The organism is Luteibacter yeojuensis (assembly GCF_011742875.1).
GTDB classification, from domain to species: domain Bacteria; phylum Pseudomonadota; class Gammaproteobacteria; order Xanthomonadales; family Rhodanobacteraceae; genus Luteibacter; species Luteibacter yeojuensis.
Genome location: NZ_JAAQTL010000001.1, coordinates 1396954 through 1420634, shown reverse-complemented (window position 1 = coordinate 1420634; position 23681 = coordinate 1396954). Strand labels below are relative to the sequence as shown.

At 66.4% G+C, this 23681-nt stretch carries 20 protein-coding genes; 14 read left to right on the top strand and 6 right to left on the bottom strand.

The genetic code is table 11. The annotated features are described in order from the left end of the window. Positions 1-127: 127 nt before the first annotated feature. The 12 genes from infB (at position 128) to gyrA (ending at position 16349) form a co-directional block, all read left to right on the top strand. Entirely contained in the window at positions 128-2995 is a 2868-nt protein-coding gene (gene infB / locus HBF32_RS06310; RefSeq protein WP_166698858.1) for a translation initiation factor IF-2, read from the top strand. A gap of 138 nt (positions 2996-3133) precedes the next feature. After that, on the top strand, positions 3134-3508 hold the full coding sequence (rbfA, locus tag HBF32_RS06305) for a 30S ribosome-binding factor RbfA (protein ID WP_166698857.1): 375 nt from the start codon (positions 3134-3136) through the stop codon (positions 3506-3508). A gap of 105 nt (positions 3509-3613) precedes the next feature. Beyond that, positions 3614-4600: a tRNA pseudouridine(55) synthase TruB gene (truB, locus tag HBF32_RS06300; RefSeq protein ID WP_166698856.1), complete on the top strand. Its 987-nt coding sequence runs from the start codon at positions 3614-3616 to the stop codon at positions 4598-4600. Between the two features lie 143 nt (positions 4601-4743). Next, complete coding sequence (gene rpsO / locus HBF32_RS06295) at positions 4744-5013, top strand: 30S ribosomal protein S15 (RefSeq protein ID WP_166698855.1); 270 nt, start codon at positions 4744-4746, stop codon at positions 5011-5013. 30 nt (positions 5014-5043) lie between these two features. Then, the gene (gene pnp, locus HBF32_RS06290; RefSeq protein ID WP_166698854.1) at positions 5044-7149 is read left to right on the top strand and encodes a polyribonucleotide nucleotidyltransferase; all 2106 of its coding nucleotides are present in this window, start codon (positions 5044-5046) and stop codon (positions 7147-7149) included. 113 nt (positions 7150-7262) lie between these two features. Next, entirely contained in the window at positions 7263-9605 is a 2343-nt protein-coding gene (locus HBF32_RS06285) for a glycoside hydrolase family 3 N-terminal domain-containing protein (protein ID WP_166698853.1), read from the top strand. Between the two features lie 125 nt (positions 9606-9730). Continuing rightward, positions 9731-10549, top strand: coding sequence for a poly(R)-hydroxyalkanoic acid synthase subunit PhaE (locus HBF32_RS06280; protein ID WP_166698852.1), 819 nt, complete (start codon positions 9731-9733; stop codon positions 10547-10549). After that, positions 10546-11613, top strand: a complete 1068-nt coding sequence (locus HBF32_RS06275; protein WP_338039741.1) for a class III poly(R)-hydroxyalkanoic acid synthase subunit PhaC — start codon at positions 10546-10548, stop codon at positions 11611-11613. Before HBF32_RS06280 ends, HBF32_RS06275 begins: the two co-directional genes overlap by 4 nt. Next, positions 11610-12098 (top strand): DUF2165 family protein, encoded by a 489-nt coding sequence (locus tag HBF32_RS06270; RefSeq protein ID WP_166698851.1) that lies wholly within the window; start codon positions 11610-11612, stop codon positions 12096-12098. Before HBF32_RS06275 ends, HBF32_RS06270 begins: the two co-directional genes overlap by 4 nt. Positions 12099-12158: 60 nt before the next feature. Then, a complete protein-coding gene (mtnA, locus tag HBF32_RS06265; protein ID WP_166698850.1) occupies positions 12159-13172 on the top strand; it encodes an S-methyl-5-thioribose-1-phosphate isomerase in 1014 nt (337 codons plus the stop codon). Then, on the top strand, positions 13169-13582 hold the full coding sequence (locus HBF32_RS06260) for a GtrA family protein (protein WP_166698849.1): 414 nt from the start codon (positions 13169-13171) through the stop codon (positions 13580-13582). The genes mtnA and HBF32_RS06260 overlap by 4 nt, the downstream gene beginning before the upstream one ends. 139 nt (positions 13583-13721) lie before the next feature. Beyond that, a complete protein-coding gene (gyrA, locus tag HBF32_RS06255; protein WP_166698848.1) occupies positions 13722-16349 on the top strand; it encodes a DNA gyrase subunit A in 2628 nt (875 codons plus the stop codon). 128 nt (positions 16350-16477) lie between these two features. Here gyrA and HBF32_RS06250 read toward each other — a convergent pair whose 3' ends face one another. After that, positions 16478-16960, bottom strand: a complete 483-nt coding sequence (locus tag HBF32_RS06250) for a peroxiredoxin (RefSeq protein ID WP_166698847.1) — start codon at positions 16958-16960, stop codon at positions 16478-16480. A gap of 161 nt (positions 16961-17121) precedes the next feature. Between HBF32_RS06250 and HBF32_RS06245 the strand changes: the two genes are divergently transcribed. Continuing rightward, positions 17122-17574 (top strand): Hsp20/alpha crystallin family protein, encoded by a 453-nt coding sequence (locus HBF32_RS06245; protein WP_166698846.1) that lies wholly within the window; start codon positions 17122-17124, stop codon positions 17572-17574. A 91-nt stretch (positions 17575-17665) separates the two neighbouring features. Then, the gene (locus HBF32_RS06240; RefSeq protein ID WP_166698845.1) at positions 17666-18574 is read left to right on the top strand and encodes a DnaJ C-terminal domain-containing protein; all 909 of its coding nucleotides are present in this window, start codon (positions 17666-17668) and stop codon (positions 18572-18574) included. A gap of 95 nt (positions 18575-18669) precedes the next feature. Here the strand turns inward: HBF32_RS06240 and pilH are convergent, their stop codons facing one another. The 5 genes from pilH to odhB form a co-directional block, all read right to left on the bottom strand. Beyond that, positions 18670-19035: a twitching motility response regulator PilH gene (pilH, locus tag HBF32_RS06235; protein WP_166698844.1), complete on the bottom strand. Its 366-nt coding sequence runs from the start codon at positions 19033-19035 to the stop codon at positions 18670-18672. Between the two features lie 165 nt (positions 19036-19200). Further along, positions 19201-20193 carry an acrylyl-CoA reductase family protein gene (locus HBF32_RS06230; RefSeq protein WP_166698843.1) on the bottom strand — a complete coding sequence of 331 codons (993 nt, stop codon included), beginning with the start codon at positions 20191-20193 and terminating at the stop codon, positions 19201-19203. Then, complete coding sequence (locus HBF32_RS06225) at positions 20190-20795, bottom strand: LOG family protein (RefSeq protein WP_166698842.1); 606 nt, start codon at positions 20793-20795, stop codon at positions 20190-20192. The genes HBF32_RS06230 and HBF32_RS06225 overlap by 4 nt, the downstream gene beginning before the upstream one ends. Before the next feature lie 130 nt (positions 20796-20925). Next, entirely contained in the window at positions 20926-22353 is a 1428-nt protein-coding gene (gene lpdA, locus HBF32_RS06220; protein ID WP_166698841.1) for a dihydrolipoyl dehydrogenase, read from the bottom strand. A gap of 109 nt (positions 22354-22462) precedes the next feature. Beyond that, positions 22463-23674: a 2-oxoglutarate dehydrogenase complex dihydrolipoyllysine-residue succinyltransferase gene (odhB, locus tag HBF32_RS06215; RefSeq protein WP_166698840.1), complete on the bottom strand. Its 1212-nt coding sequence runs from the start codon at positions 23672-23674 to the stop codon at positions 22463-22465. Positions 23675-23681: the final 7 nt, after the last annotated feature.

Here is a 23681-nt window from a genome sequence, read left to right as displayed (position 1 = left end):
GTCCGGAAGCGCCCTGGAGGGGCGCCCCGAGGGAAACCGCGAGGTTTCCCCCCAGGGATGGAGGCAGCCGTACGGGTCATCGTCGGCACGTAAGGTTACGCGCGGGAACGGCGGAGATTAAAGAACGATGTCGGACGTCACTATCAAACAACTGGCCCAGGTCCTGGAGATGCCAGTCGAGAAGCTCCTCGGGCAGCTCGACCAGGCCGGGATGAAATTCAACAACGCGGATCAGGTCATCAGCAGCACCGAGAAGGTGAAACTGCTCGGTTTCCTGCGCCGCACGCACGGCAAGAACGAAGCCGCTCCCGAAGCGGACGACTCGGCTCCGCGCCAGATCACCCTGAAGCGCCGCACCGTCGGCGAGCTGAAGGTGAACTCGGGCAGCGGCCGTGGCGCCGGTCCGGCCAAGACGGTGAACGTCGAGGTTCGTGCGAAGCGTACGTACGTGAAGCGCAGCACCATCGCCGAGGAAGCCTCGCACGATGCCGAGCGCGAGGAGGCCGCGCGCAAGCTGGCCGAATCGCAGGCACAGCGCGAGCACGAGGAAGCGCAGCGCCGCGAGGAAGCCGAGCGCCGCCGCGAGGCTGAAGAGGCCCGCCAGCATGCCGAAGCCGAAGCCCGTCGCCAGGAAGAGGCCGCCGCCGAGGCGCGCCGCCAGGCGGAAGAGGCTGCGGCCGAGCGCGCCCGCGCCGAGGAAGCCCGCGCCGAAGCCCCGGCGCCGGTCGCCGAGCCCGAGGCTCCGGTCGAAGCGCCGGCGCCGGCCGCCAGCGACGACGGCGTCGGCCACCAGACGGCCAAGCTCGACACCCGTTCGCTCGGCATGATCCTGCCGCGCATCCACGAGCCGCGTAAGCGCGAGCGCGTGGTGTCCAAGCCTGCTCCGCCCCCGGCGCCGGCGCCGGCGCCCGCACCGGCGGCGGCCACGCCGGCGGCGCGTCCGGCCGCGCCGTCTTCCGCGCGCCCGGCGCCGTCCTCCGCGCCGTCGTCGAACGACGCACGCGGCGCGGCGCGTCCGAAGCACGGTGGTGGCGGTGCCGGCAACGGTCGCGGTGGCGATCGCGAGCCGGGTGGCAAGCGTTTTGCCGCCGGCGAGCTGCACCTGTCCGATGCCGACCGCGCGCGCCGTTCCAGCGGCAACCGTCGCGGCGGCAAGGTCAAGGGCCGTTCCGAGGCTCCCCGCGGTGCCGCGACGTCGGGTCCGCACGGCTTCACGCGTCCCACCGCCGCGGTGGTGCGCGACGTCATGATCGGCGACAACAACCTTGTCACCGAGCTGGCGCAGAAGATGGCCGTGAAGGGCGCCGAGGTGGTGAAGGCGTTGTTCAAGATGGGCGTCATGGCCACGATCAACCAGACGATCGACCACGACACCGCCGCGCTCGTGGTGGAAGAACTGGGCCATAACCCCGTTCGCGCCACCGATAACGACGCGGAGGCCGCGCTGGCGTCGCACACCCAGAACGTGGAACTCGAGGGCGAGAAGATCCAGCGTCCGCCGGTCGTCACGATCATGGGCCATGTCGACCACGGCAAGACCTCGCTGCTCGACTACATCCGCCGCACCAAGGTCGCCTCGGGCGAGGCGGGCGGCATCACGCAGCACATCGGCGCGTACCACGTCGAGACCAGTCGTGGCGTCATCACCTTCCTCGACACCCCGGGCCATGCCGCGTTCACCTCGATGCGTGCCCGTGGCGCGCAGTCGACGGACATCGTGGTGCTGGTGGTGGCGGCCGACGACGGCGTCATGCCGCAGACGGCGGAAGCGGTGAAGCATGCGCGTGCCGCGAAGGTGCCGCTGATCGTCGCGATCAACAAGATGGACAAGTCCGACGCCAATCCGGACCACGTGAAGCAGGGCCTCGCGAACCTCGAGGTCATCCCGGAAGACTGGGGTGGCGACACGCAGTTCGTGCCGGTGTCGGCGAAGACCGGCGACGGCGTGGAAGCGCTGCTCGATGCGATCTCGATCCAGGCGGAAGTCATGGAACTCAGGGCGGTGGCCGATGGCCGCGCCTCGGGTGTCGTGATCGAATCCAGCCTCGACCGCGGCCGCGGCCCGGTGGCCACGGTGCTGGTCCAGCAGGGCACGCTCAAGAAGGGCGACTTCGTCGTCTGCGGCGTGGAATACGGCCGCATGCGCGCGCTGGTCGACGAGACCGGCAAGCAGGTGAACGAAGCCGGTCCGTCCATTCCGGTGCAGGTGCTGGGTCTTTCCGGCGTGCCGGAGTCGGGCGACGACTTCGTGGCCGTCGAGGACGAGCGCCTCGCCCGCCAGGTGGCCGCGGAACGCCAGCAGAAGCGCCGCGAGAACCGCCTGGTGAGCAAGTCCAACCGCCTGGAAGACATCATGGCCCAGATGGGCCAGGGCGAAGGCCAGCAGACGCTCAACATCCTGGTCAAGGCCGACGTGCAGGGCTCGGTGGAAGCACTGCGCGATTCGCTGACCCAGATCGGCAACGACCTGGTGAAGGTGAACGTGATCTCGTCCGGCGTGGGCGGCATCACCGAGTCGGAAGCCACGCTGGCGGCGGCCTCGAAGGCGCTGATCATCGGCTTCAACGTCCGTGCCGACGCGTCGGCACGCAAGGTGATCGACACCAACGGCCTCGACGTCCGTTACTTCTCGATCATCTACGACGTCATCGACCAGGTGAAGCAGGCGGCTTCCGGCCTCCTCGGCATGGAAATCCGCGAGGAGATCATCGGCGTCGCCCAGGTCCGCGACGTGTTCCGCTCGTCGAAGTTCGGTGCGGTGGCCGGTTGCATGGTCATCGAGGGCGTGGTCAAGCGCTCCAAGCCGATCCGCGTCCTGCGCGACAACGTGGTCGTGTTCCAGGGCGAACTCGAATCGCTGCGCCGCTTCAAGGAACTCGTGGACGAAGTGCGCAACGGCATGGAGTGCGGTATCGCCGTGAAGCAGTACAACGACGTGAAGGTCGGCGACCAGATCGAGTGCTTCGAGCGCATCGAAGTCGCCCGTACGCTGTAAGAGCATGGCGAGGCGTTGAACCACAGCCGTCGTTCCTGCGCGGGCAGGAACCCAGTGACTTGCACCTCGGCGCACAAGTCATCGGGTCCCCTGCCTGCTCAGGGACGACGGCACTCTCGCAACCTAAGGAGACAGCCCATGCCGTCCCGTGATTTCAAGCGCACCGACCGGGTGTCCGCCGAGCTCCGCCGCGAGATCGGCCTCCTCGTGCACGCCGCCGTGCGCGACCACGCCTTGCCGTCGGTCAGCGTGTCCGACGTGGAAACCACCAAGGACCTGGACTGGGCCACCGTGTGGGTCACGGCGCTCATGCCCGAACAGTCCACCGTCGCGGTGAAGGCACTGAAGGAGCTGGCCCCGGAATTCCGCCGCAGCCTGTCGCGCTCGATGCGCCTGCGTCGCGTGCCCGAGCTACGCTTCAAGTACGACGAATCGGTGGACCAGGGCGAGCGCATCGAGCGCCTGCTCCGCGATAACCCGGTGCCTCCGATCGACGATTCCGAAAAAGACTGACGACTGCCTTGTAGGAGCCGCCATAGCGGCGAGGGGAGCCCGCCTCACGGCATCGTCGCTTCGTTGGCTTCTCGCCGCTATAGCGGCTCCTACATTTATTTTTTTATGCGCCGAAGCTTCCGCGACATCCACGGCATCCTCCTCCTCGACAAGCCGCTCGGCCTGAGTTCCAACCAGGCGCTGCAGATGGCGCGTCGTCTGGTGGGCGCGGCCAAGGGCGGTCATACCGGCAGCCTCGATCCGCTGGCGACGGGGTTGTTGCCCTTGTGCTTCGGCGAAGCGACCAAGATCGCGGGCTGGCTGCTCGGTTCGCGCAAGGCCTACGAGGCCGAGGTGAGGCTCGGCGTCACCACCACCACCGCCGACCTCGAAGGCGAGGTGGTGCAGACCCGTGCCGTGCCGGCGCTGGACGATGCCATGCTCGAAGCCGCCCTCGCGCCTCTGCGCGGGCGCATCGTTCAGGTTCCTCCGGCGTATTCGGCGATCAAGCAGGATGGCGTGCCGCTCTATGTGAAGGCCCGCCGGGGCGAGGCGGTGGACGTGCCCGCACGCGAGGTCGACGTCTATCGCCTCGACGTGATCGAACGCCGCGGCGACACGATCCGCCTCCACGTCGAATGCGGCTCCGGCACCTACGTGCGCAGCCTGGCCGTGGACCTCGGCGAAAACCTGGGTTGCGGCGCCCACCTGACCGGTTTGCGCCGCCTCTGGGTGGAACCGTTCATGACGCCCGCCATGGTGACCCTGGACCAGCTGGGCCAGGCCGCCGAGGCGGGCCCGGATCCGCTGGACGCCTGCCTGCTGCCCGTGGAAGCGGGCCTGGCGCACATTCCCCGGGTGGATCTGGACCCCGAACAGACCCGGATACTGGGCTTCGGCCAGCCGGTGCCGTTGGGGGCCGTCGCCCCCTCGGGAGCCGGCTCTGCCGGCCACCCGGCGGCGGATTCGCCCGTGGCGGCGACCGGCATCCACGGCCGCTGCGCCGCTTACGGCTGCGACGGACGGCTCATGGCCCTCGCCGAGGTCGACGGGGGAGGGGTTCTCCGGGTGCTCCGGGGGTTCAACCTGCCCCCTGGAATGGCCGGGGCCTGACCGGGCTTGTTGCCGCTACGCGCAGGACGTTACAATTACGTGCTCGTTTAACGGCTTTCATCAAAAGCGAGGCTTGCGCAACTTCATCGGGGGCCGTTGAGGTTGCGCAAGTCTCGCATCCGCTTTTTAAGGAATCGATACACATGTCGCTCACCGTCGAACAGACCAGCCAGATCATCAAAGACTACGGCCGCGCGCCCAACGACACGGGCTCGACCGAAGTCCAGGTTGCCCTGCTGTCCGCCAACATCACCGCGCTGCAGGATCACTTCCAGGCGCACAAGCAGGATCACCATTCGCGTCGCGGCCTGCTGAAGATGGTCAACAAGCGCAAGACGCTGCTGGCCTACCTCAAGAAGAGCGACCTCGCTCGCTATCAGACCTTGATCGAACGCCTCGGCCTGCGCCGCTAAACCACCGGAACAGGACGAGGAGAGATCGAAGTGGCGAAAGTAACCAAGTCATTCCAGTACGGTAGTCATGAAGTCACGCTGGAGACGGGCGAAATCGCCCGGCAGGCCTCCGGCGCTGTCATGGTCAGCATGGGCGGCACGGTCGTCCTGGTAACGGCGGTCGCGGCGCCCAAGGCGCGCGAAGGGCAGGATTTCTTCCCGCTCACCGTCGACTACACGGAGAAGTTCTACTCCGCGGGTCGCATCCCGGGCGGCTTCTTCAAGCGCGAAGGCCGTCCGACCGAGAAGGAAACCCTTACTTCCCGCCTGATCGATCGCCCGATTCGTCCGCTCTTCCCGGAAGAGTTCAAGAACGAAGTCCAGATCATCGCGCAGGTCGTTTCGCTGAATCCGGAAGTCGACGGCGACGTCCCGGCCATGCTCGGCGCGTCCGCCGCGCTGCATCTCGCCGGCGTCCCGTTCAAGGGTCCCATTGGCGCCGCCCGCGTCGGTTATGCCAACGGCAAGTACCTGCTGAATCCGTCGGCCACCGAGCTGAAGACCTCCGACCTCGACCTCGTCGTGGCCGGCACGGCCAACGCCGTGCTCATGGTCGAATCCGAAGCCAAGCTGCTCAGCGAAGACGTCATGCTCGGCGCGGTGGTGTTCGGTCACCAGCAGATGCAGGCCGCGATCGAAGCCATCAACGCCTTCGCCGCCGACGCCGGCCGCAAGACCTTCGCGTGGGAAGCCCCGGCTTCCAACGATGCGCTGCACGATGCCGTCCGCGGCGCCGTCGGCAACCGTCTCGCCGAGGCCTTCCAGATCCGCGACAAGCTGGCCCGCCGCGACGTCATCGCCGGCATCAAGGCCGACGTGAAGACGGCCATCGCCGCGCAGGCCGAAGCCGCCGGCTGGAGCGACGGCGACATCGCCACCGCGTTCGGCGATGTCGAGTACCGCACCCTGCGCGACGGCGTGCTGAAGACCAAGGTTCGCATCGACGGCCGACAGCTGGACGACGTTCGTCCGATCTCGGTCCGCGTCGGCGTGCTTCCGCGCACCCACGGTTCCGCGCTGTTCACCCGCGGCGAAACCCAGGCGCTGGTCGTCGCGACGCTGGGCACCACCCGCGACGCGCAGATCATCGACGCGCCGGAAGGCGAGTCGAAGGACACCTTCCTGTTCCATTACAACTTCCCTCCGTTCTCGGTGGGCGAGACCGGCCGCTTCGGCGCTCCGAAGCGTCGCGAGATCGGCCATGGCCGTCTCGCAAAGCGCGGCGTGCAGGCCGTCAAGCCGACGATCGACGAGTTCCCGTACGTCGTCCGCGTCGTCTCGGAGATCACCGAGTCGAACGGTTCGTCGTCGATGGCCTCGGTCTGCGGCTCGTCGCTCGCGATGATGGACGCCGGTGTGCCGCTCAAGGCGCCGGTGGCCGGCATCGCCATGGGCCTGGTGAAGGAAGGCAACGACTTCGTCGTGCTCTCCGACATCCTGGGTGACGAAGACCACCTCGGCGACATGGACTTCAAGGTCGCCGGTACCGCCGACGGCGTGTCCGCGTTGCAGATGGACATCAAGATCGAGGGTATCACCGAGGAAATCATGCGTACGGCGCTGGCCCAGGCCAAGCGCGGCCGCACGCACATCCTCGGCGAGATGGCCAAGGTGATGAGCACGGCCCGCTCGGAAATGAGCGAGTTCGCGCCGCGCCTGCTGACCATCAAGATCCATCCGGACAAGATCCGCGAAGTGATCGGCAAGGGTGGCGCCACCATCCGTTCGATCACGGAAGAGACCGGCACCACGATCGACATCACCGACGACGGCAACGTCGTCATCGCCTCGGTCAACCGCGAAGCCGCCGAAGCCGCGCGCAAGCGCATCGAGCAGATCGTCTCGGACGTCGAGCCGGGCCGCATCTACGAGGGCAAGGTCGCCAAGCTGATGGACTTCGGCGCGTTCGTCACCATCATGCCGGGCAAGGACGGCCTCGTGCACGTCTCGCAGATCTCCAGCGAGCGTGTCGAGAAGGTCTCCGACAAGCTGAAGGAAGGGGACATCGTCAAGGTCAAGGTCCTGGAAGTCGACAAGCAGGGCCGCATCCGCCTGTCGATGAAGGCCGTCACCGAAGAAGAAGGCGCCGCGAGCTGATCTTGCTCTGAAGCGTCCGAAGAAGCCCGGCATCGCGAGATGCCGGGCTTTTTTGTTTACCTGGACGCGTGTAAACGTTTACATTTTAAGTTCGTTCACGTTCCGGAAAGCGCATGAGACTTTCGTCCCTGTTCCTTGGCGTATCCCTTGCTTTGGCGGTTGGCGCACCCGCGTCGGCCGCCGGTACCCTTGCCGTCCCCGCGGCCAATGCGCAACTGGCGTCGCCGGACATCGAGCGGAAGGTGGATGCGCTGCTGGCCCGGATGACCCTGGCCGAGAAGATGGGTCAGCTGGTGCAGTACGGATCGGACGGTGCGTCCGAGCCCACCGGGGCAGACGCCATCGCGGCGAACCCGGAGGCGCGCGCGCACGTCGACGTGCTGGCGTTGGCCGGCAAGGGCGAACTGGGCTCGATGCTCAACGTGGTCGGCGCCGCGAAGACACGCAGGTTCCAGGAAGCGGCGCTGCACAGCCGCCTGGGCATCCCACTGTTGTTCGGTGCCGACATCATCCATGGTTACCGCACGATCTATCCCGTGCCGCTCGGACTGTCGGCGACGTGGGACCCGGCGCTCGTGGAGGACGTTTCGCACATGTCCGCGGCGGAGGCCGTTACCGGTGGCGTCAAATGGTTCTACTCGCCGATGGTCGACATCTCGCGCGACGCACGCTGGGGTCGTTCGACGGAAGGCGCGGGCGAGGACGCTTACCTCGGCGCGGCCATGGCACGCGCGTACATCCGCGGATACCAGGGCAAGAGCCTTGCCGATCCCGAAAGCGTGGCGGCGTCGGTCAAGCATTTCGCCGCCTATGGCGCGGCGGAAGCGGGACGCGAATACAACACCACCGACATGTCGGACATCCGCCTGCGCCAGGTCTACCTGCCGCCGTACCGTGCCGCCGTGGAGGCCGGTGCCGCGACGATGATGAGCGCCTTCAATGCGCTCAACGGCGTCCCCGCCACCGCCGACAGCTATCTGATGACGGACATCCTGCGCAAGGAATGGGGTTTCAACGGCTTCGTGGTGAGCGATTACACCGCTGTCATGGAGCTCAACAATCATGGTGTCGCGCTGGACGCCGCCACCGCGACACGGAAAGCGCTGCAGGCGGGCGTGGAAGTGGACATGATGAGCCATTACTACGACACCGAGATTCCCGGTCTCCTGAAGGAAGGCAAGCTGTCCATGGCCACCGTGGACGAAGCGGTGCGCCGCGTGCTTCGCGTGAAGTTCGCGCTGGGCCTGTTCGAGCATCCATACGCGCACGGCACCGAGGTGACCCAGGCCGTGGAGGCGAACCGTCCGCTCGCGCGGCGTGCCGCCGAGGAGTCTTTCGTGCTGCTGAAGAACGGCGGTACCGGCGCCGCACCCGTGCTGCCGCTCGATCGTCGCGTAAGGAAGCTCGCGCTGATCGGTCCGCTGGCCGATGCCGCGGGCGAGATGCAGGGCGCCTGGGGCGGTGCGCAACGGTTCCCCGACGTGGTCACGCTGCGCAGTGGCCTGTCGGCACGCATGAAGGCACGGGGCGGCGAACTGATCTATGCCGAAGGCACCGGTATCGATACGGATTCGGAGGCCGGTTTCGCCGACGCGAAGAAGGCGGCGGCCGAGGCCGACGTGGTCGTGATGGCCCTCGGCGAGTCGTCGCGCATGAGCGGCGAAGCCGGTTCGCGCGCGCGCCTGGATCTTCCCGGCAACCAGCAGGCGCTGCTTGAGCAGATCGCCGCCACCGGCAAGCCGGTGGTGCTCCTGGTGTTCTCCGGGCGTCCCCTGGTGCTGGATTGGGCCGACAGGCACGTGCCCGCGATCATGGCCGTCTGGTTCCCGGGGACGGAAGCGGGCAACGCCGTGACCAACGTGCTGTTCGGCGATACCGCGCCCAGCGGCAAGCTCACCATGAGCTTTCCGTACGCGGAGGGCCAGGAGCCGCTGTACTACAACCAGTTCCCGACCGGCAGGCCGCCGGGCGATGCCGACCTGAGCAAGCCGCCGGGGCCCGACACGACCTTCATCTCGCGCTATATCGATGTGCCGAACGATGCGCTGTATCCCTTCGGCCACGGTCTTTCGTACACCACCTTCGGTTATTCGGACGTCCAGGTGTCGCGCCATCGCGTGCCGCTGGCGGAGGCGAACGTACCCGGCGCGAAGAACCTCGTGACCGTCACGGCCACGGTGAAGAACACCGGCAAGCGCGCGGGCACCGAGGTGGTCCAGCTTTACGTGCGCAACCTGGGTGCCAGCGTCGAACAACCCATGCGCAGCCTGCGGGGCTTCCAGCGCGTCGCGCTGAAGCCCGGCGAGTCGCGCCGCGTGACCTTCCAGCTGGGCTTTCCCGAGCTTTCGTTCTGGAACGCGAAGAGCCAGGAAGTGGTGGAGCCGACACGCTACACGGTGTGGGTCGGCGGCAGCTCGAGGGCGGACCAGCAGGCCAGCTTCGACATCGTCCACTGATCGTCGTCCCTGCGAAGGCAGGGACCCCATGCCGACCGTGCGTTAAAGGCGCTGGATTCCCGCCTGCGCGGGAATGACGGGAAGGTGCGAGGATGACGGGCGGGCCGGGCTGCTACGATTGCCGCATGTCCGACAAGCCGCACGATTTCATCGACCAGTACCAGGCCTGGGTCCGCCAGGGCCTGGAAGCCTGGTCGCGACAGTTCGACCCGAAAGCGGGTCCTGAAGGCGCCACGGTACCGCCGCCGGATATCGCGGCACGCCTGTTCGCCGGCCTCGGCGGTTACGGTGAATGGATGCGCTCCATGGCCGGTGGCGAAGGTCCCGGCGCGGCCTTGGACGGGGGCTTGCCGCCTTTCGGCCACGTGCCCGGCGGGTCCGCGGAATTCGACGCATGGGCGCGGGCCGCCAAGGACATGTTGTCGCTGCCTGCATTCGGCCTGACCCGCGAGCAACAGGAAGAACAGCAGGCCTTGCTCAAGGCGTGGATCGAGTACATGGAGCACTACCAGCGTTACCGGACGCTGCTCCAGGGCGTGCACGAGCGGGCGAACGCCGCGTTGCGCGAGCAGGCGCCGCCGACCGACGCGGAATCCATGCGATCGGTCTACGACCGCTGGGTGAACCTCGCCGAGGAAAGCTACGCCGAAGCGGCGCTGTCGGAAGAATTCCGCGAGGTGTACGCGTCGCTCGTGAACGCGCAGATGCGCGTGAAGCTGCTCCAGCAACGGCAGGTGGAACGCATGGCCGTGCAGGCCGGCATGCCCACGCGCAAGGAAGTCGACAGCCTTGGCGAGCGCCTGCAGGCGGCTCGTCGCGAACTGGCGCACATGCGTGGGCTGGCCGCGGAGGTCGAGTCGCTGAAAGCCGAAGTGGCCGCGCTGCGCGGCACGAAGAAGCCCGCGGCAAAACGCGCGACGAAGCCGAAGGACCGCCGGCCGTGAACGAGAATCCGTTCCTTATCGATCCGGAGCGCGCCCGCGCCGAAGTCGAGGCGTTCCGGCGGAAGCTCGAGGCCGGCCTCGAGACGCTGAAGAAGGTAGGCCCGATCGAACTCGGCGCGACCCCGCGCGAAGCCGTCTATACGGAGGACAAGCTCACCCTCTGGCATTTCAAGGGCGGCAAGAAGCCGGCATCGAAGACACCGCTGCTGATCTGCTACGCGCTGGTCAACACGCCGTGGATGATCGACCTGCAGGAAGACCGCTCCATGGTGCGCAACCTTTTGGCGCAGGGCGAGGACGTCTATCTCGTGGATTGGGGCTACCCCGACGGCGCGGATCGCTGGCTCACCCTCGAAGACTATATCGACGGATACCTCGACCGTTGCGTCGACGTGGTACGCGAGCGCCACGGCATCGAATCGCTGAACCTGCTCGGCATCTGCCAGGGCGGCGTGTTCTCGCTGTGCTACGCGGCGCTGCATCCGGAGAAGGTGCGCAACCTCGTCACCATGGTGACGCCCGTGGACTTCCACACGCCCGACAACATGTTGTCGCACTGGGCGCGGAACGTGGACATCGACCTCTTCGTCGACACCATGGGCAATGTACCGGCCGACGTGATGAATTTCGCATACCTCACGCTCAAGCCGCTGCGTCTCAACCAGCAGAAATACATCGGACTCGTCGACATCCTGGACAACCCGAAGGAAGTCGAGAACTTCCTGCGCATGGAAAAGTGGATATTCGATTCGCCCGATCAGGCCGGCGAGGCGTTCCGCGAGTTCGCCCGCGACTTCTTCCAGAAGAACCTCCTGATGAAGGGCGAGGCGCGCATCGGCAACCGTGTCGTCGACCTGCGGAAGATCACCCAGCCGGTGCTCAACATCTACGCGGAGCAGGACCATCTCGTTCCGCCGGCGGCGTCCGCGCCGCTGGGGGGACTCGTGGGCAGCAAGGATTACACCGCGCTGGCCTTCAAGGGCGGGCATATCGGCATCTACGTTTCCGGCCGTGCGCAGAAACAGGTGCCGCCGGCCATCCACGCCTGGCTCGCCGACCGATGACCGCCCGTTTCGCCAAGATCGTCATGACCCTGGCGCTAGCCGCCTTCGCGTTCGTGGTGGCGTACGACAACCTCGTCGACTACGGCTCGAACTTCGCCTTCGTGCGCCACGTGCTGTCCATGGACACGACGTTCCCGGGCAATGCGTTGATGGGCCGTGCCATCGCCACGCCCGCGCTGTGGCATGTCGGGTACGCGCTCATCATCGCCGGCGAGGCCGCGACCTGCGTCCTCCTGCTGGCCGGCGCCGTCGCGCTCTGGCGTGCGCGACACGCGAGCCAAGCCGCTTTCCAGGCGGCCAAACGCTGGGCTATCGCCGGCTGCACCATGGGCTTCCTCGTCTGGTTCTTCGGCTTCATGGTGGTCGGCGGCGAGTGGTTCGCCATGTGGCAGTCGAAGATCTGGAACGGGCAGGAGGGTGCATTCAGGTTTTACATGGCCCTCCTGGGCGTGCTGATCTTCGTCAATCAAGCCGATCCTGACTAACCGAAACCGTGGGAGCCGCTATAGCGGCTCCTGCACAGGTTGCCATGTGATAATCCGGTAATGAACGCGAATCCCTCCCACGACTCCATCCGCGCCGTGCAATGGCATGGCGACCGCCTGCGCCTGCTCGACCAGCGCCGTCTTCCGGCGGAGGAGACCTGGATCGATTGCATGACGTCCGGCGACGTCACCCGTGCCATCCGCGACCTCGCCGTGCGCGGCGCGCCGGCCATCGGCATCGCGGCGGCCTGGGGCGTGGTGCTGGCGGCACAGTCCGGCGAAGACCTGCCTTCGGCCATGGCCACGCTGCGTGCCGCGCGGCCGACCGCCGTGAACCTGATGTGGGCGCTGGACCGCATGAACCAGCGCGTGGCGGGTGGGGCGGACACCGCGGCGCTCGAGCGCGAAGCGCAGGCGATCCAGGACGAAGACCTGGCCGCCAACCGGCACATGGGCGAACTGGGCGCGGCGCTGATCGAGGCCGGTTCCCACGTGCTCACCCACTGCAACACGGGCTCGCTCGCCACCGCCGGCTATGGTACGGCGCTGGGCGTGATCCGCGCGGGCGTCGCCTCGGGACAGATCGAGCAGGTCTACGCCGGCGAGACACGGCCCTGGCAGCAGGGTGCGCGCCTCACGATGTGGGAACTCGTGCGCGACGGCATCCCGGCCCGCCTGATCGCCGATTCCGCCGCGTCGCACCTGATGAAGGACGGCAAGATCACCTGGGTGATCGTCGGCGCGGACCGCATCGCCGCCAATGGCGACACCGCGAACAAGATCGGCACCTACCAGCTTGCCATCGCCGCGAAGCATCACGGCGTGAAGTTCATGGTGGTGGCGCCTTCGACCACCGTGGACATGGCCACGGCGACGGGCGACGACATCGAGATCGAACTTCGCGATGCCACCGAACTGCTATCGGTGGGCGGCAACCGCACGGTGATCGAAGGCGCCGATGCCTGGAATCCGGTGTTCGACGTCACGCCCGCCGAACTCATCGATGCGATCGTCACCGAGCGCGGCGTGATCCTGAAGCCCGACGAAGAGCAGATGCGGATCCTCTTTCCGTGACACGGCTGCGCCGGGAGATCGCGCTGTTCGCCGTCGGGGGAATCATCGGCCTGGCGGTCGACGCCGGGATCGCACAGGCGCTGGTGGGACTGGCTGGCTGGAACGTCTACACGGCGCGTGTCGTGTCCTTCCTGAGTGCCGCCACGGTGACCTGGTGGTGGAACCGCACGCATACCTTCGCCCATCGCGACTCGGGCCGCGGCCGGCATGCGGAATGGGCGCACTGGATGGGGTTGATGGCCCTGGGCGCCATCGTCAACAACGGTGTCTACGTCCTCTCGTTCAAGCTGTTCCCGGGACTTCACGCCTGGCCCGCGGTCGCGGTCGCGGCGGGTTCGGCGGCGGGTTCGGTGGCCAATTTCCTGCTGGCCCGGACGGTGCTTTTCCGGAGCGCCGGAACCTCCGTGTAAGCCATTGAATTTGCGACATTTTTAGCTGTCTTTTCTACGCCCCCTGTGCTATGATCGACAGGTTGAGTCGGCGGTGTCTCGCAAGCGCGAGACGCAAGGCCGGTTGGGGGTATTTCACGGACATCCAGGAAGCCGATTGATGGCAGAACTCGCCAAAGAAGTCATCCGCGTCAACATCGAAGACGAGATGCGCCAGAGCTATCTCGACTACGCCATGAGCGTGATCGTGGGCCGTGCGCTGCCCGATGTGCGCGACGGCCTGAAGCCCGTCCATCGACGCGTGCTTTTCGCGATGAACGAGCTGGGCAACGCCTGGAACAAGCCTTACAAGAAGTCGGCCCGCGTGGTCGGCGACGTCATCGGTAAATACCATCCGCACGGCGATGCCTCGGTGTACGACACCATCGTCCGCATGGCGCAGCCTTTCTCGCTGCGTTACATGCTGGTCGACGGCCAGGGCAACTTCGGTTCGGTGGACGGCGACAACGCGGCGGCCATGCGATACACCGAGGTGCGCATGGCGCGCCTCACCCACGAACTGATGGCCGACATCGACAAGGAAACCGTCGACTTCGGGCCGAACTACGACGAAAGCGAACACGAGCCGCTGGTGCTGCCCACCCGTGTGCCGAATCTGCTCGTCAACGGTTCCGCCGGCATCGCGGTGGGTATGGCGACGAACATCCCGCCGCACAACATGACCGAGGTGATCAACGCCACGCTGGCCTTGATCGAGGAGCCGTCGCTCGGCGTCGACGACCTCATGACCCACATCCCGGGGCCGGACTTCCCGACCGCGGGCATCATCAACGGCTCCTCCGGCATCGTCGAGGCCTATCGCACCGGACGTGGGCGCATCCTCGTGCGTGCGCGCACCGAAATCGAGACCGAAGCCAACGGTCGCGAGACGATCATCGTCCACGAGCTGCCTTACCAGGTGAACAAGGCGCGTCTGATCGAAAAGATCGCCGAACTGGTCAAGGAAAAGAAGATCGAGGGCATCAGCGAGCTGCGCGACGAGTCCGACAAGGACGGCATGCGCGTGGTCATCGAGATCCGCCGCGACGCCATGGCCGACGTGGTGTTGAACAACCTGTTCCAGCAGACCCAGCTGCAGGTCACCTTCGGCATCAACATGGTGGCGCTGCTGGACGGCCAGCCGAAGCTGCTGAACCTCAAGGACATCCTCGAGGCCTTCATCCGCCATCGCCGCGAGGTCGTCACCCGTCGCACCATCTTCGAGCTGCGCAAGGCACGCCAGCGCGCCCACATCCTCGAAGGCCTCACCGTCGCGCTCGCCAACATCGACGAGATGATCGAGCTGATCCGCACGTCCACTTCGGCGGCCGAGGCCCGTGAGCGCATGGTCGCGCGACGCTGGGAGCCGGGCCTGGTAAAGGCGCTGCTGGCCGCCAGCGGCGCGGCGGCATCGCGTCCGGAAGACATGGACCCGCGCGACGGCCTGCGTGAAGACGGCTACCAGCTGTCCGAAGCCCAGGCCACCGAAATCCTGCAGATGCGCCTGCATCGCCTCACCGGCCTGGAGCAGGAAAAGCTTTCCGACGAGTACCGCCAGATCCTCGAAACGATCCGTGGCCTCATCGAGATCCTTGAGAATCCGAACCGCCTGCTCGAAGTCATCCGCGAGGAGCTGGAACAGATCCGCACGGACTACGGCGATGCGCGCCGTACCGAGATCCAGCATTCGCAGGAAGACCTCAATGTCCTCGACCTGATCGCGCCGGAAGACGTCGTGGTCACGCTGTCCCACACGGGCTACGTCAAGCGCCAGCCGGCCAGTCTTTATCGCGCCCAGCGCCGCGGCGGCAAGGGCCGCTCGGCCTCCGCACTGAAGGACGAGGACGTCGTGCAGATGCTGTGGGTGGTGAACACCCACGACACGCTGCTCACCTTCACCAGCACCGGCCGCGTCTATTGGCTCAAGGTGTACCAGATGCCGGAAGCCGGCCCGGGCGCGCGTGGCAAGCCCATCGTGAACCTGCTGCCGCTGGCCGAGGGCGAGAAGGTGCAGGCCCTGCTGCCGGTACGCGACTACGACCCGAACTGCTTCGTGTTCTTCGCCACCCGTCAGGGCACGGTCAAGAAGACGCCGCTCACCGAGTTCGCCTTCCAGCTGCAGAAGGGCAAGGCCGCCATCAATCTCGAGGAAGGCGATGCGCTGGTCGACGTCGCCATGACCGACGGCGAAAGCGATGTCCTCCTGTTCGCCTCGAACGGCAAGTCCGTGCGCTTCGACGAGGGCAGCGTGCGTTCGATGGGCCGTACCGCCACCGGCGTGCGCGGCATGCGCCTCGCCGACGATGCGGAGGTCGTCTCGTTGATCGTGGCCTCGGGCGATGGCGACATCCTCACCGCCACGGCGCGCGGCTACGGCAAGCGCACGGCGCTGGAGGAGTTCCCGAAGAAGGGCCGCGGCACGCAGGGCGTCATCGCCATCCAGTGCTCGGAACGCAACGGCAATCTTGTGTCCGCCGCGCAGGTCACCGAAGCGCAGCAGCTCATGCTGATCTCTGACCAGGGTACGCTGGTGCGGACGCGTGTCTCCGAAGTGTCGCAGCTCAGCCGCAACACGCAGGGCGTCACCCTGATCAAGCTGCCCAAGGAAGAAACGCTGATCGGCGTGGTTCGCGTGGACGCCGAGGAAGAGCTGGAGGGCGACGGTGAAGCGCCCGACGGTGAAGCCGCCGCCGACATGCCGCCGATCGAGAGCGGCCCAGTGGGTGACGGCGACGAGCCCGAAGCTTAAAAAGAAAACCCCGCAAGGAATTGCGGGGTTTTTTTTCTGTAGGAGCCGCTATAGCGGCGAGAAAATCTTGCCGTGTGGCCGCGAGATTGCTCTCGCCGCTATAGCGGCTCCTACAACACCGAAGTCCGTCAGGCGTCGATGGCTTCCAGCATCGCCTCCGCCGTCGATACGCGGAATTCGCCCGGTGCCTCCACATGCAGGATCTTCACCACGCCGTCTTCCGCGTAAAGCGCGAAGCGCTTCGCGCGAATGCCCATGCCGTTCTTCGTGCCGTCGAGTTCGAGGCCGAGCGCCTGCGCAAAGGTGGCATTGCCGTCGGCCAGCATCAGCAGGTCGGCGGGCACGCCCTGCGAATCGGCCCACGCATGCATGACGAAAGCATCGTTCACCGACATGCAGGCCACCGTGACCCCGCGCTCGCGGAAATCTTCCATGTGCTGCATGAAGCCCGGCAGGTGCTTGTTCGAGCAGGTAGGCGTGAAGGCCCCCGGCACGGCGAACAGCACGACCTTGCCGCGGCCCAGCACATCGGTGCTCGTCACGGTCTTGATGCCGCCGTCGAACACGGCGAGGGTCGCTTCCGGAAGGGTGTCGCCAACGGCGATGGTCATGGGGAATGCCTTGTGGGAAAGGGGAAAACCCGAGTGTACGTGAAGGTCCGGACCTGAAGCCAAGGCAACCGGAAAGGCCTCCCTCTTGAATCGCTGCCGGGCGCTCATATGTTTGTTGCCAGACGGCCACGGGGCCGGAAAACTTCATGGGAGTCAAACAGATGAGCCAGCTTCGTCAGGTTTCGTTTCGCCGTGCGCCGCTGTTCGGCGGCGACGTCAACCGTGTCTTCGAGCATTTCTTCGGCGGCGACATCGCCGCGCCGGCCACGGGTTCCGATACCGCCTGGGCACCCCGGGTGGACATTCGCGAGGAAGCCGGCCGCTTCCTGATCCTGGCCGACGTGCCGGGGGTGAACCTGTCCGATATCGAGATCCAGATGGACAAGAACGTGCTCAGCATCAAGGGCGAGCGCAAGGCGTTCGCCGGCGAGGCCGAGGGCAAGTTCAGCCGCGTCGAGCGCGTGGCGGGTGCGTTCAAGCGCAGCTTCACGCTGCCGGAGAGCGCCGACGCCGACGGCATCACCGCTTCGGGAAGCCATGGCGTGCTGGAAATCGCCATCCCGAAGAAGGCCGAAAGCGCGCCGCGCCGCATCGAGATTAACGCTGCGGGCTAAAACGGCCTAAGCTTGCAGGTCTGGCCCGCGGTGGACGCTGTCCACCGCGGGCGTTTCATTTGGGATTTTCGACACAAGCCCGGGAGAGCCTGTGGAGTTCAAGGATTACTACGAGACATTGGGCGTCAAGCCGGACGCGACCGACGCCGAGATCAAGGCGGCGTACCGCAAGCTTGCGCGCAAGTATCACCCGGACAAGAACAAGGAGCCGGGTGCGGAGGAGAAGTTCAAGGCGGTCAACGAGGCCAACGAGGCCTTGAAAGACCCCGAAAAGCGCCGTGCCTACGACCAGTTCCGCGCCGGCGGCTACCGCCAGGGCGAGCAGTTCCGTCCGCCGCCGGGATGGGGGCAGGGCGGCGGTTTCGACTTCGGCGACATGGGCGGCCGCGGAGGCGGCGACTTCAGCGACTTCTTCGAGAGCCTGTTCGGCGGCGGCGGCCGGGCGCGTGGGCAGCAACAGGCCCGGCGCGGGCGCGACATCCAGGCAAAGATCGAGACCGACCTGCAGACCGCCTACTACGGCGGCAAGACCCGCGTGGTGCTCAACGACGCGTCGGGTGGCGAACGCGTGCTCGAGGTGAAGATTCCGGCCGGCATCACGTCCGGCCAGACCATCCGCCTGGGCGGGCAGGGTCACCCGGGTGCGGGCGGCGGCCCCTCGGGCGACCTTCTGCTGGAAATCGGCATCCGCGACGACGCACGGTTCCGCCTTGACGGGCGCACGGTAACCCACGTGCTGCCGATCGCGCCCTGGGAGGCGGCCCTCGGTGCCACAGTGCCCGTGCCGACGCTCGGCGGGCACGTGGACCTGCGGATTCCCGCCGGTTCGCAGTCAGGGCGGAAGCTGCGCCTCAAGGGACGGGGATTGCCGGGATCGGAACCGGGCGACCAGATCGTGGTGCTGGAAATCCGCGTGCCCGTGCCGGAGACGCACGAGGAGCAGGCGGCCTATGCCGAGTTCAAGGATGCGTTCGCGGGGTTCGATCCGCGGCGGGGGTGAGACATTCCGTGGGAGCCGCTTCCGACTTGCGGCAACCTGGCCCGCTGCCGCGGGATCGCCGCTGAAGCGGCTCCCACAGCGGCCCTTCGAGCCGTTCAGCCGGGCAGGTGTTCCTTCAAAGCCGCGACCAGTTCGTCTTCCTTGATCGGCTTCACCACATAAGCCTTCGCTCCCTGGCGCAGGCCCCATACCTTGTCGGTGTCCTGGTCCTTCGTCGTCACCAGGATGATGGGAATGTGTTTCGTCGTCTCTTCCTTGCTGATCGTGCGCGTGGCCTGGAAGCCGTTGAGGTTCGGCATCACGACATCCATCAGGATCAGGTCGGGCAGCTCTTTCTTGGCCGCCTCGACGCCCGCCGCACCGTCCTCGGCCGTGAGGGCCTCATGGCCGAGCTTCTCGACGATGCGCTTGATTCCCAGCAGCTGCGACGGCGAATCGTCGACGATCAGGATGCGAGCCATTCACTTTCCCCCGGGGCGGTGCCCGATGTTGTCCTTAAAATTCAAACCGCGGTGACGAAAAAACGTCGCGCGTGGCGCCTTTGGCGAAGCGCCATTCTACCGGGCACCGCGCGTGTATCAATGGTGGCACGATAAGTACCTGCCAAAGCAAGCACCTACGGGTGGCTAGCCGCCTATGCGGACGATCGTGCGACCGAAGGATCCGCCTTCGAGCATCGTCCCGAACACGCTCGCCACGTCCTCCAGTGCCACTTCCTTCGTGCAGATGGTGTCGAGGTGGCGTGGCTTCCAGTCGCCGGAGAGCCGACGCCAGACTTCATCGCGCACATCGCGCGCCGTGCCCGCCGAGGCGATCCCCAGCACGCTGACGCCGCGGATGATGAAGGGCATGACCGTCGTGGCCAGCTCAGGGCTGCCCGCCAGGCCACAGATGGCGGCATTGCCGTAAGGGGCGATCAGCGGCAGGAAACCGGCGAGCGTCTTGCCGCCGACGTTGTCGAGGAGGCCGCCGTATTTCGCGGAATCCATGGGCCGGCCGCTGAAGACGAGCTGGTGGCGGTCGACGCACTCGCTGGCGCCGATGTTGCGGAGGAAGTCGAAGCGGTCGGGCTTGCCGCTGATGGCGTGCACTTCGTAGCCGGCCCGGCTGAAGATGTCGATGCCGAGCATGCCCACGCCGCCCGTGGCGCCCGTGATCGCGATGGGTCCCTGCGAGGGCGCCTGGCGGTTCTCGGTCATGCGCAGGAGCGCCAATGCCGCCGTGAAGCCCGCGGTACCGACGATCATCGCTTCGCGGGTCGTGAGCGTGGCGGGCAGGGCGATCGTCCACGCGGCCGGCAGGCGCACGTATTCGCCGTAGCCGCCGTCGCGTGTTTCCGAGAGGCCGCTGCCCGTGGCGAGTACCTTGTCGCCCTCCTTGAAGGAGGGGTCGGTGGACGCGACCACGGTACCGGCCACGTCGATGCCGCCGTTCAAGGGAAAGCTGCGCAGGATCTTGCCCTTGCCGGTTCCGGCGAGCGCGTCCTTGTAGTTCACCGAGGACCACTCGGCGCGCACGAGCACCTCGCCGGGCGACAAGGCTTCGGTATCCATGGTCTCGATGCCTGCGCGGTAGCCGGCGTCGTCCTGGTGGATGCGGAAAGCGCGGAACGACGTCATGCGGGCGTCCCGTCGACCGAGCTGGCCGTGATCCACTTCGGCGTGAAGGTGGATTCGAAGTTCGTCATCCACTCGAACAGCGCATCGATGTCCTCGCCGAACCACACCTGCTCGCGCTGTGTCGCCTTGACGAAGCCCTCGGACACCATGTGATCCATCGTCGCCGCGAGGTTCCGGTAGAAGCCGCGCACGTCGAGGTAGGCACAGGGGTAGCCGTGCAGACCGAGCTGCGCCCAGGTAAGCATCTCGAACATCTCGTCCATGGTGCCGAAACCGCCGGGCAGGGCGACGAAGGCGTCGGACAGTTCATACATGCGCGTCTTGCGCTCGTGCATGGTCTCGACCACCTGCAGCTCGGACAGGCCGGTATGGGCCACTTCCTTCTCGACGAGCTGTCGCGGGATCACGCCGATGGCCCTGCCCCCGGCGGCGAGCACCGCGTCGGCCACGGTACCCATGAGTCCGACCTTGCCGCCGCCGTAGACGAGGGTGATGCCTTCCTTCGCCATGCGCGTGCCGAAGGCACGGGCAGCCTCGGCGTAGGCCGGATGCGAACCGCTGCTGGAACCGCAGTAGACGCAGAGGGATGTGATGTCTCGCATGCCGCAGTCTCCAGGTCGTGCGGCTGCCATGCTGTAGGAGCCGCTACAGCGGCGAGGGGAATGTGCCTCACCGCTTCAGTGCTTCCGTAGGCTTCTCGCCGCTATAGCGGCTCCTACAGGCAAAGGGCGATCAGTTGCCCTTGTGGATGGCGCGCTTGTCGACCGAGAGCGCCGCCTCGTGCACCACTTCCGACAGGGCCGGATGGGCGTGGACGATGCGGGCGAGGTCCTCGGACGAGCCCTTGAATTCCATTGCCACCACGCACTCGTGGATCAGCTCGGAGACGACCGGGCCGACCATGTGCACGCCGAGGATACGATCGGTTTCGGCGTGGGCGATCATCTTCACCTGGCCGATGCCTTCGTTCATGGCCACGGCGCGGCCGTTGGCGGCGAAGGGGAAGGCGCCCGTCTTATAGGGGATGCCTTCTTCCTTCAGCTGTTCTTCGGTCTTGCCGACCCAGGCGATTTCCGGCTCGGTGTAGATGACCCAGGGCACGGTGTCCAGATTGACATGGCCCGGCTTGCCGGCGATCAGCTCGGCGACCATCACGCCTTCCTCGGAGCCCTTGTGCGCGAGCATCGGGCCGCGCACGGCGTCGCCGATCGCCCAGACGCCATCGACGCCGGTGTGGTTGTGCTCGTCGACCACAATGCGGCCGCGCTCGTCGAGCTTCACGCCCGTATCGTCGGCCAACAGGCCGGCGGTGTAGGCGCGGCGGCCCACGGCCACCAGCAGCTTGTCGACGACGAGGGTCTGCGCGGCGCCGTCCTTGTCGGTGTAGCCGACATGGACTTCGTCGCCCTTGACCTCGGCGGAGGTGACCTTGGCATTGACCTTGATGTCGAGGCCCTGCTTGGCGAATTCGCGCGCGGCCATCTTGGCGATGTCCTGGTCGGCGACCTGGAGGAACTTCGGCAGGGCTTCCAGCACCGTGACCTCGGCGCCGAGGCGCTTCCACACGCTGCCCAGCTCCAGGCCGATGACGCCGGCGCCGATCACGCCCATGCGCTTCGGCACCGCGGTGAGGTCCAGCGCGCCGGTGTTGTCGATGATGTGCTTGCCGTCGAACTTCGCGAACGGCAGTTCGATGGGCACCGAGCCCGAGGCCAGGATGACGTTCGTGGCCGAGAGGGTCTGCACCGCGCCGTCATTGCCCGTGATTTCGACCTGGTTGCCCTTCAGCAGCTTGCCCTTGCCGAAGAACGAAGTGATCTTGTTCGCCTTGAACAGCATGGTCACGCCGCCGGTGAACTGCTTGACGATCTTGTCCTTGCGGCCAATGAACGTGCCGACGTCGATCTTCGGGTTCTCGGCGGTGATGCCGTGATCCTTGAAGTTGTGCGTGAGGTTGTGGAACTGCTTGGAGGAATCCAGCAGCGCCTTGGACGGAATGCAACCCACGTTGAGGCAGGTGCCGCCCAGGGCCGCCTTGCCGTCCTTGCCGACGAAGGCGTCGACCACGGCGGTCTTCAGGCCCAGCTGCGCGGCGCGGATCGCGGCCACATAGCCCGCGGGGCCGGCACCGATGACGATGACGTCGAACTTGTCGCTCATTTGCTTAGCTCCGATGGAACGGCGGTATCTGTTACCGCGTATATGGGGGCGGAAACATGAAAACGGGAGTCTTTCGACTCCCGTGTTCACATTTGCCATCAAACGCCCATTACAGGCCGAGCAGCATCCGCTGCGGGTTTTCCAGCTGGTTCTTGATGTCGACCAGGAACAGCACGGCATCGCGGCCGTCGATGATCCGGTGGTCGTAGGACAGGGCGATGTACATCATCGGGGCGGCCACCACCTGGCCGTTCTCGACGACCGGGCGCTCCTTGATCGTGTGCATGCCCAGGATGGCGCTCTGCGGCGGGTTCACGATGGGGGTGGAGAGCAGCGAGCCGAAGGTGCCGCCGTTGGTGATCGTGAAGGTGCCGCCCTGGAGGTCGTCCAGGCCCAGCTTGCCGTCGCGCGCCTTCTTGGCGTAACCGATGATGCCCTTCTCGACATCGGCGAAGGACATGTCCTGCACGTCGCGCAGCACCGGCGTGACCAGGCCCTTGTCGGTCGACACGGCGATCGAGATGTCCTGGTACCCGTGGTAGATGATGTCGTTGCCGTCGACCGAGGCGTTGATCACCGGGTAGCGCTTCAGCGCCTCGGTGGCGGCCTTCACGAAGAAGCTCATGAAGCCCAGCTTCACGCCGTTGGCCTTCTCGAACTGCTCGCCCAGGGCCTTGCGCAGCTTGACCACCTCGGCAAGGTTCACCTCGTTGAACGAGGTGAGCATGGCGATGGAGTTCTTCGACTGCATCAGGCGCTCGGCGATGCGGGTGCGGATGCGGGTCATCGGCACGCGCTCTTCCGGACGGCTGCCCGGGGTGGGCTTCGCGGCCGGGACCGACGGAGCCGCGGCCGGGGCGGCGGCGCCCTTGCCGGCGTTGACCAGGTCTTCCTTGGTCACGCGGCCGTCGCGGCCGGTGCCGGCGACCTTGGACGGGTCGATGTTTTCTTCCACGGCGACGCGGCGGCCGGCCGGCGAGAGTTCGTCAACGCCCTTCGGGGCGGCCGGCGCTTCGGCCTTGGCGGCCTTCGGCGCTTCGGCGGCGGCCGGGGCGGCGGCCGGAGCCGGCGCGGCAGCGGCGGCGCCTTCCTCGATCACCGCGATCACCTGGTTGCTGGTGACGGTGGAACCTTCCTCGAACTTGATCTCTTTCAGTACGCCGTCGACCGGCGCCGGGACTTCGAGGACGACCTTGTCGGTCTCGAGGTCGAGCAGGTTCTCGTCGCGCTTGACGGCTTCGCCGGCTTTCTTGTGCCAGGTGGCGATGAGCGCGTCGGAGACCGACTCGGGCAGGACCGGGACTTTGACTTCGATGGACATGCTTGTC

Excerpts from the sequence above, each read along its gene's own strand:
- HBF32_RS06250 (WP_166698847.1), bottom strand. The coding sequence starts at position 16,960 with ATGACCATCGCCGTTGGCGACACCCTTCCGGAAGCGACCCTCGCCGTG.
- HBF32_RS06245 (WP_166698846.1), top strand. The coding sequence starts at position 17,122 with ATGAGCCAGCTTCGTCAGGTTTCGTTTCGCCGTGCGCCGCTGTTCGGC.
- HBF32_RS06225 (WP_166698842.1), bottom strand. The coding sequence starts at position 20,795 with ATGCGAGACATCACATCCCTCTGCGTCTACTGCGGTTCCAGCAGCGGT.
- rbfA (WP_166698857.1), top strand. The coding sequence starts at position 3,134 with ATGCCGTCCCGTGATTTCAAGCGCACCGACCGGGTGTCCGCCGAGCTC.
- lpdA (WP_166698841.1), bottom strand. The coding sequence starts at position 22,353 with ATGAGCGACAAGTTCGACGTCATCGTCATCGGTGCCGGCCCCGCGGGC.
- gyrA (WP_166698848.1), top strand. The coding sequence starts at position 13,722 with ATGGCAGAACTCGCCAAAGAAGTCATCCGCGTCAACATCGAAGACGAG.
- infB (WP_166698858.1), top strand. The coding sequence starts at position 128 with ATGTCGGACGTCACTATCAAACAACTGGCCCAGGTCCTGGAGATGCCA.
- pilH (WP_166698844.1), bottom strand. The coding sequence starts at position 19,035 with ATGGCTCGCATCCTGATCGTCGACGATTCGCCGTCGCAGCTGCTGGGA.
- truB (WP_166698856.1), top strand. The coding sequence starts at position 3,614 with ATGCGCCGAAGCTTCCGCGACATCCACGGCATCCTCCTCCTCGACAAG.
- HBF32_RS06280 (WP_166698852.1), top strand. The coding sequence starts at position 9,731 with ATGTCCGACAAGCCGCACGATTTCATCGACCAGTACCAGGCCTGGGTC.
- mtnA (WP_166698850.1), top strand. The coding sequence starts at position 12,159 with ATGAACGCGAATCCCTCCCACGACTCCATCCGCGCCGTGCAATGGCAT.
- rpsO (WP_166698855.1), top strand. The coding sequence starts at position 4,744 with ATGTCGCTCACCGTCGAACAGACCAGCCAGATCATCAAAGACTACGGC.
- HBF32_RS06270 (WP_166698851.1), top strand. The coding sequence starts at position 11,610 with ATGACCGCCCGTTTCGCCAAGATCGTCATGACCCTGGCGCTAGCCGCC.
- odhB (WP_166698840.1), bottom strand. The coding sequence starts at position 23,674 with ATGTCCATCGAAGTCAAAGTCCCGGTCCTGCCCGAGTCGGTCTCCGAC.
- HBF32_RS06230 (WP_166698843.1), bottom strand. The coding sequence starts at position 20,193 with ATGACGTCGTTCCGCGCTTTCCGCATCCACCAGGACGACGCCGGCTAC.
- HBF32_RS06285 (WP_166698853.1), top strand. The coding sequence starts at position 7,263 with ATGAGACTTTCGTCCCTGTTCCTTGGCGTATCCCTTGCTTTGGCGGTT.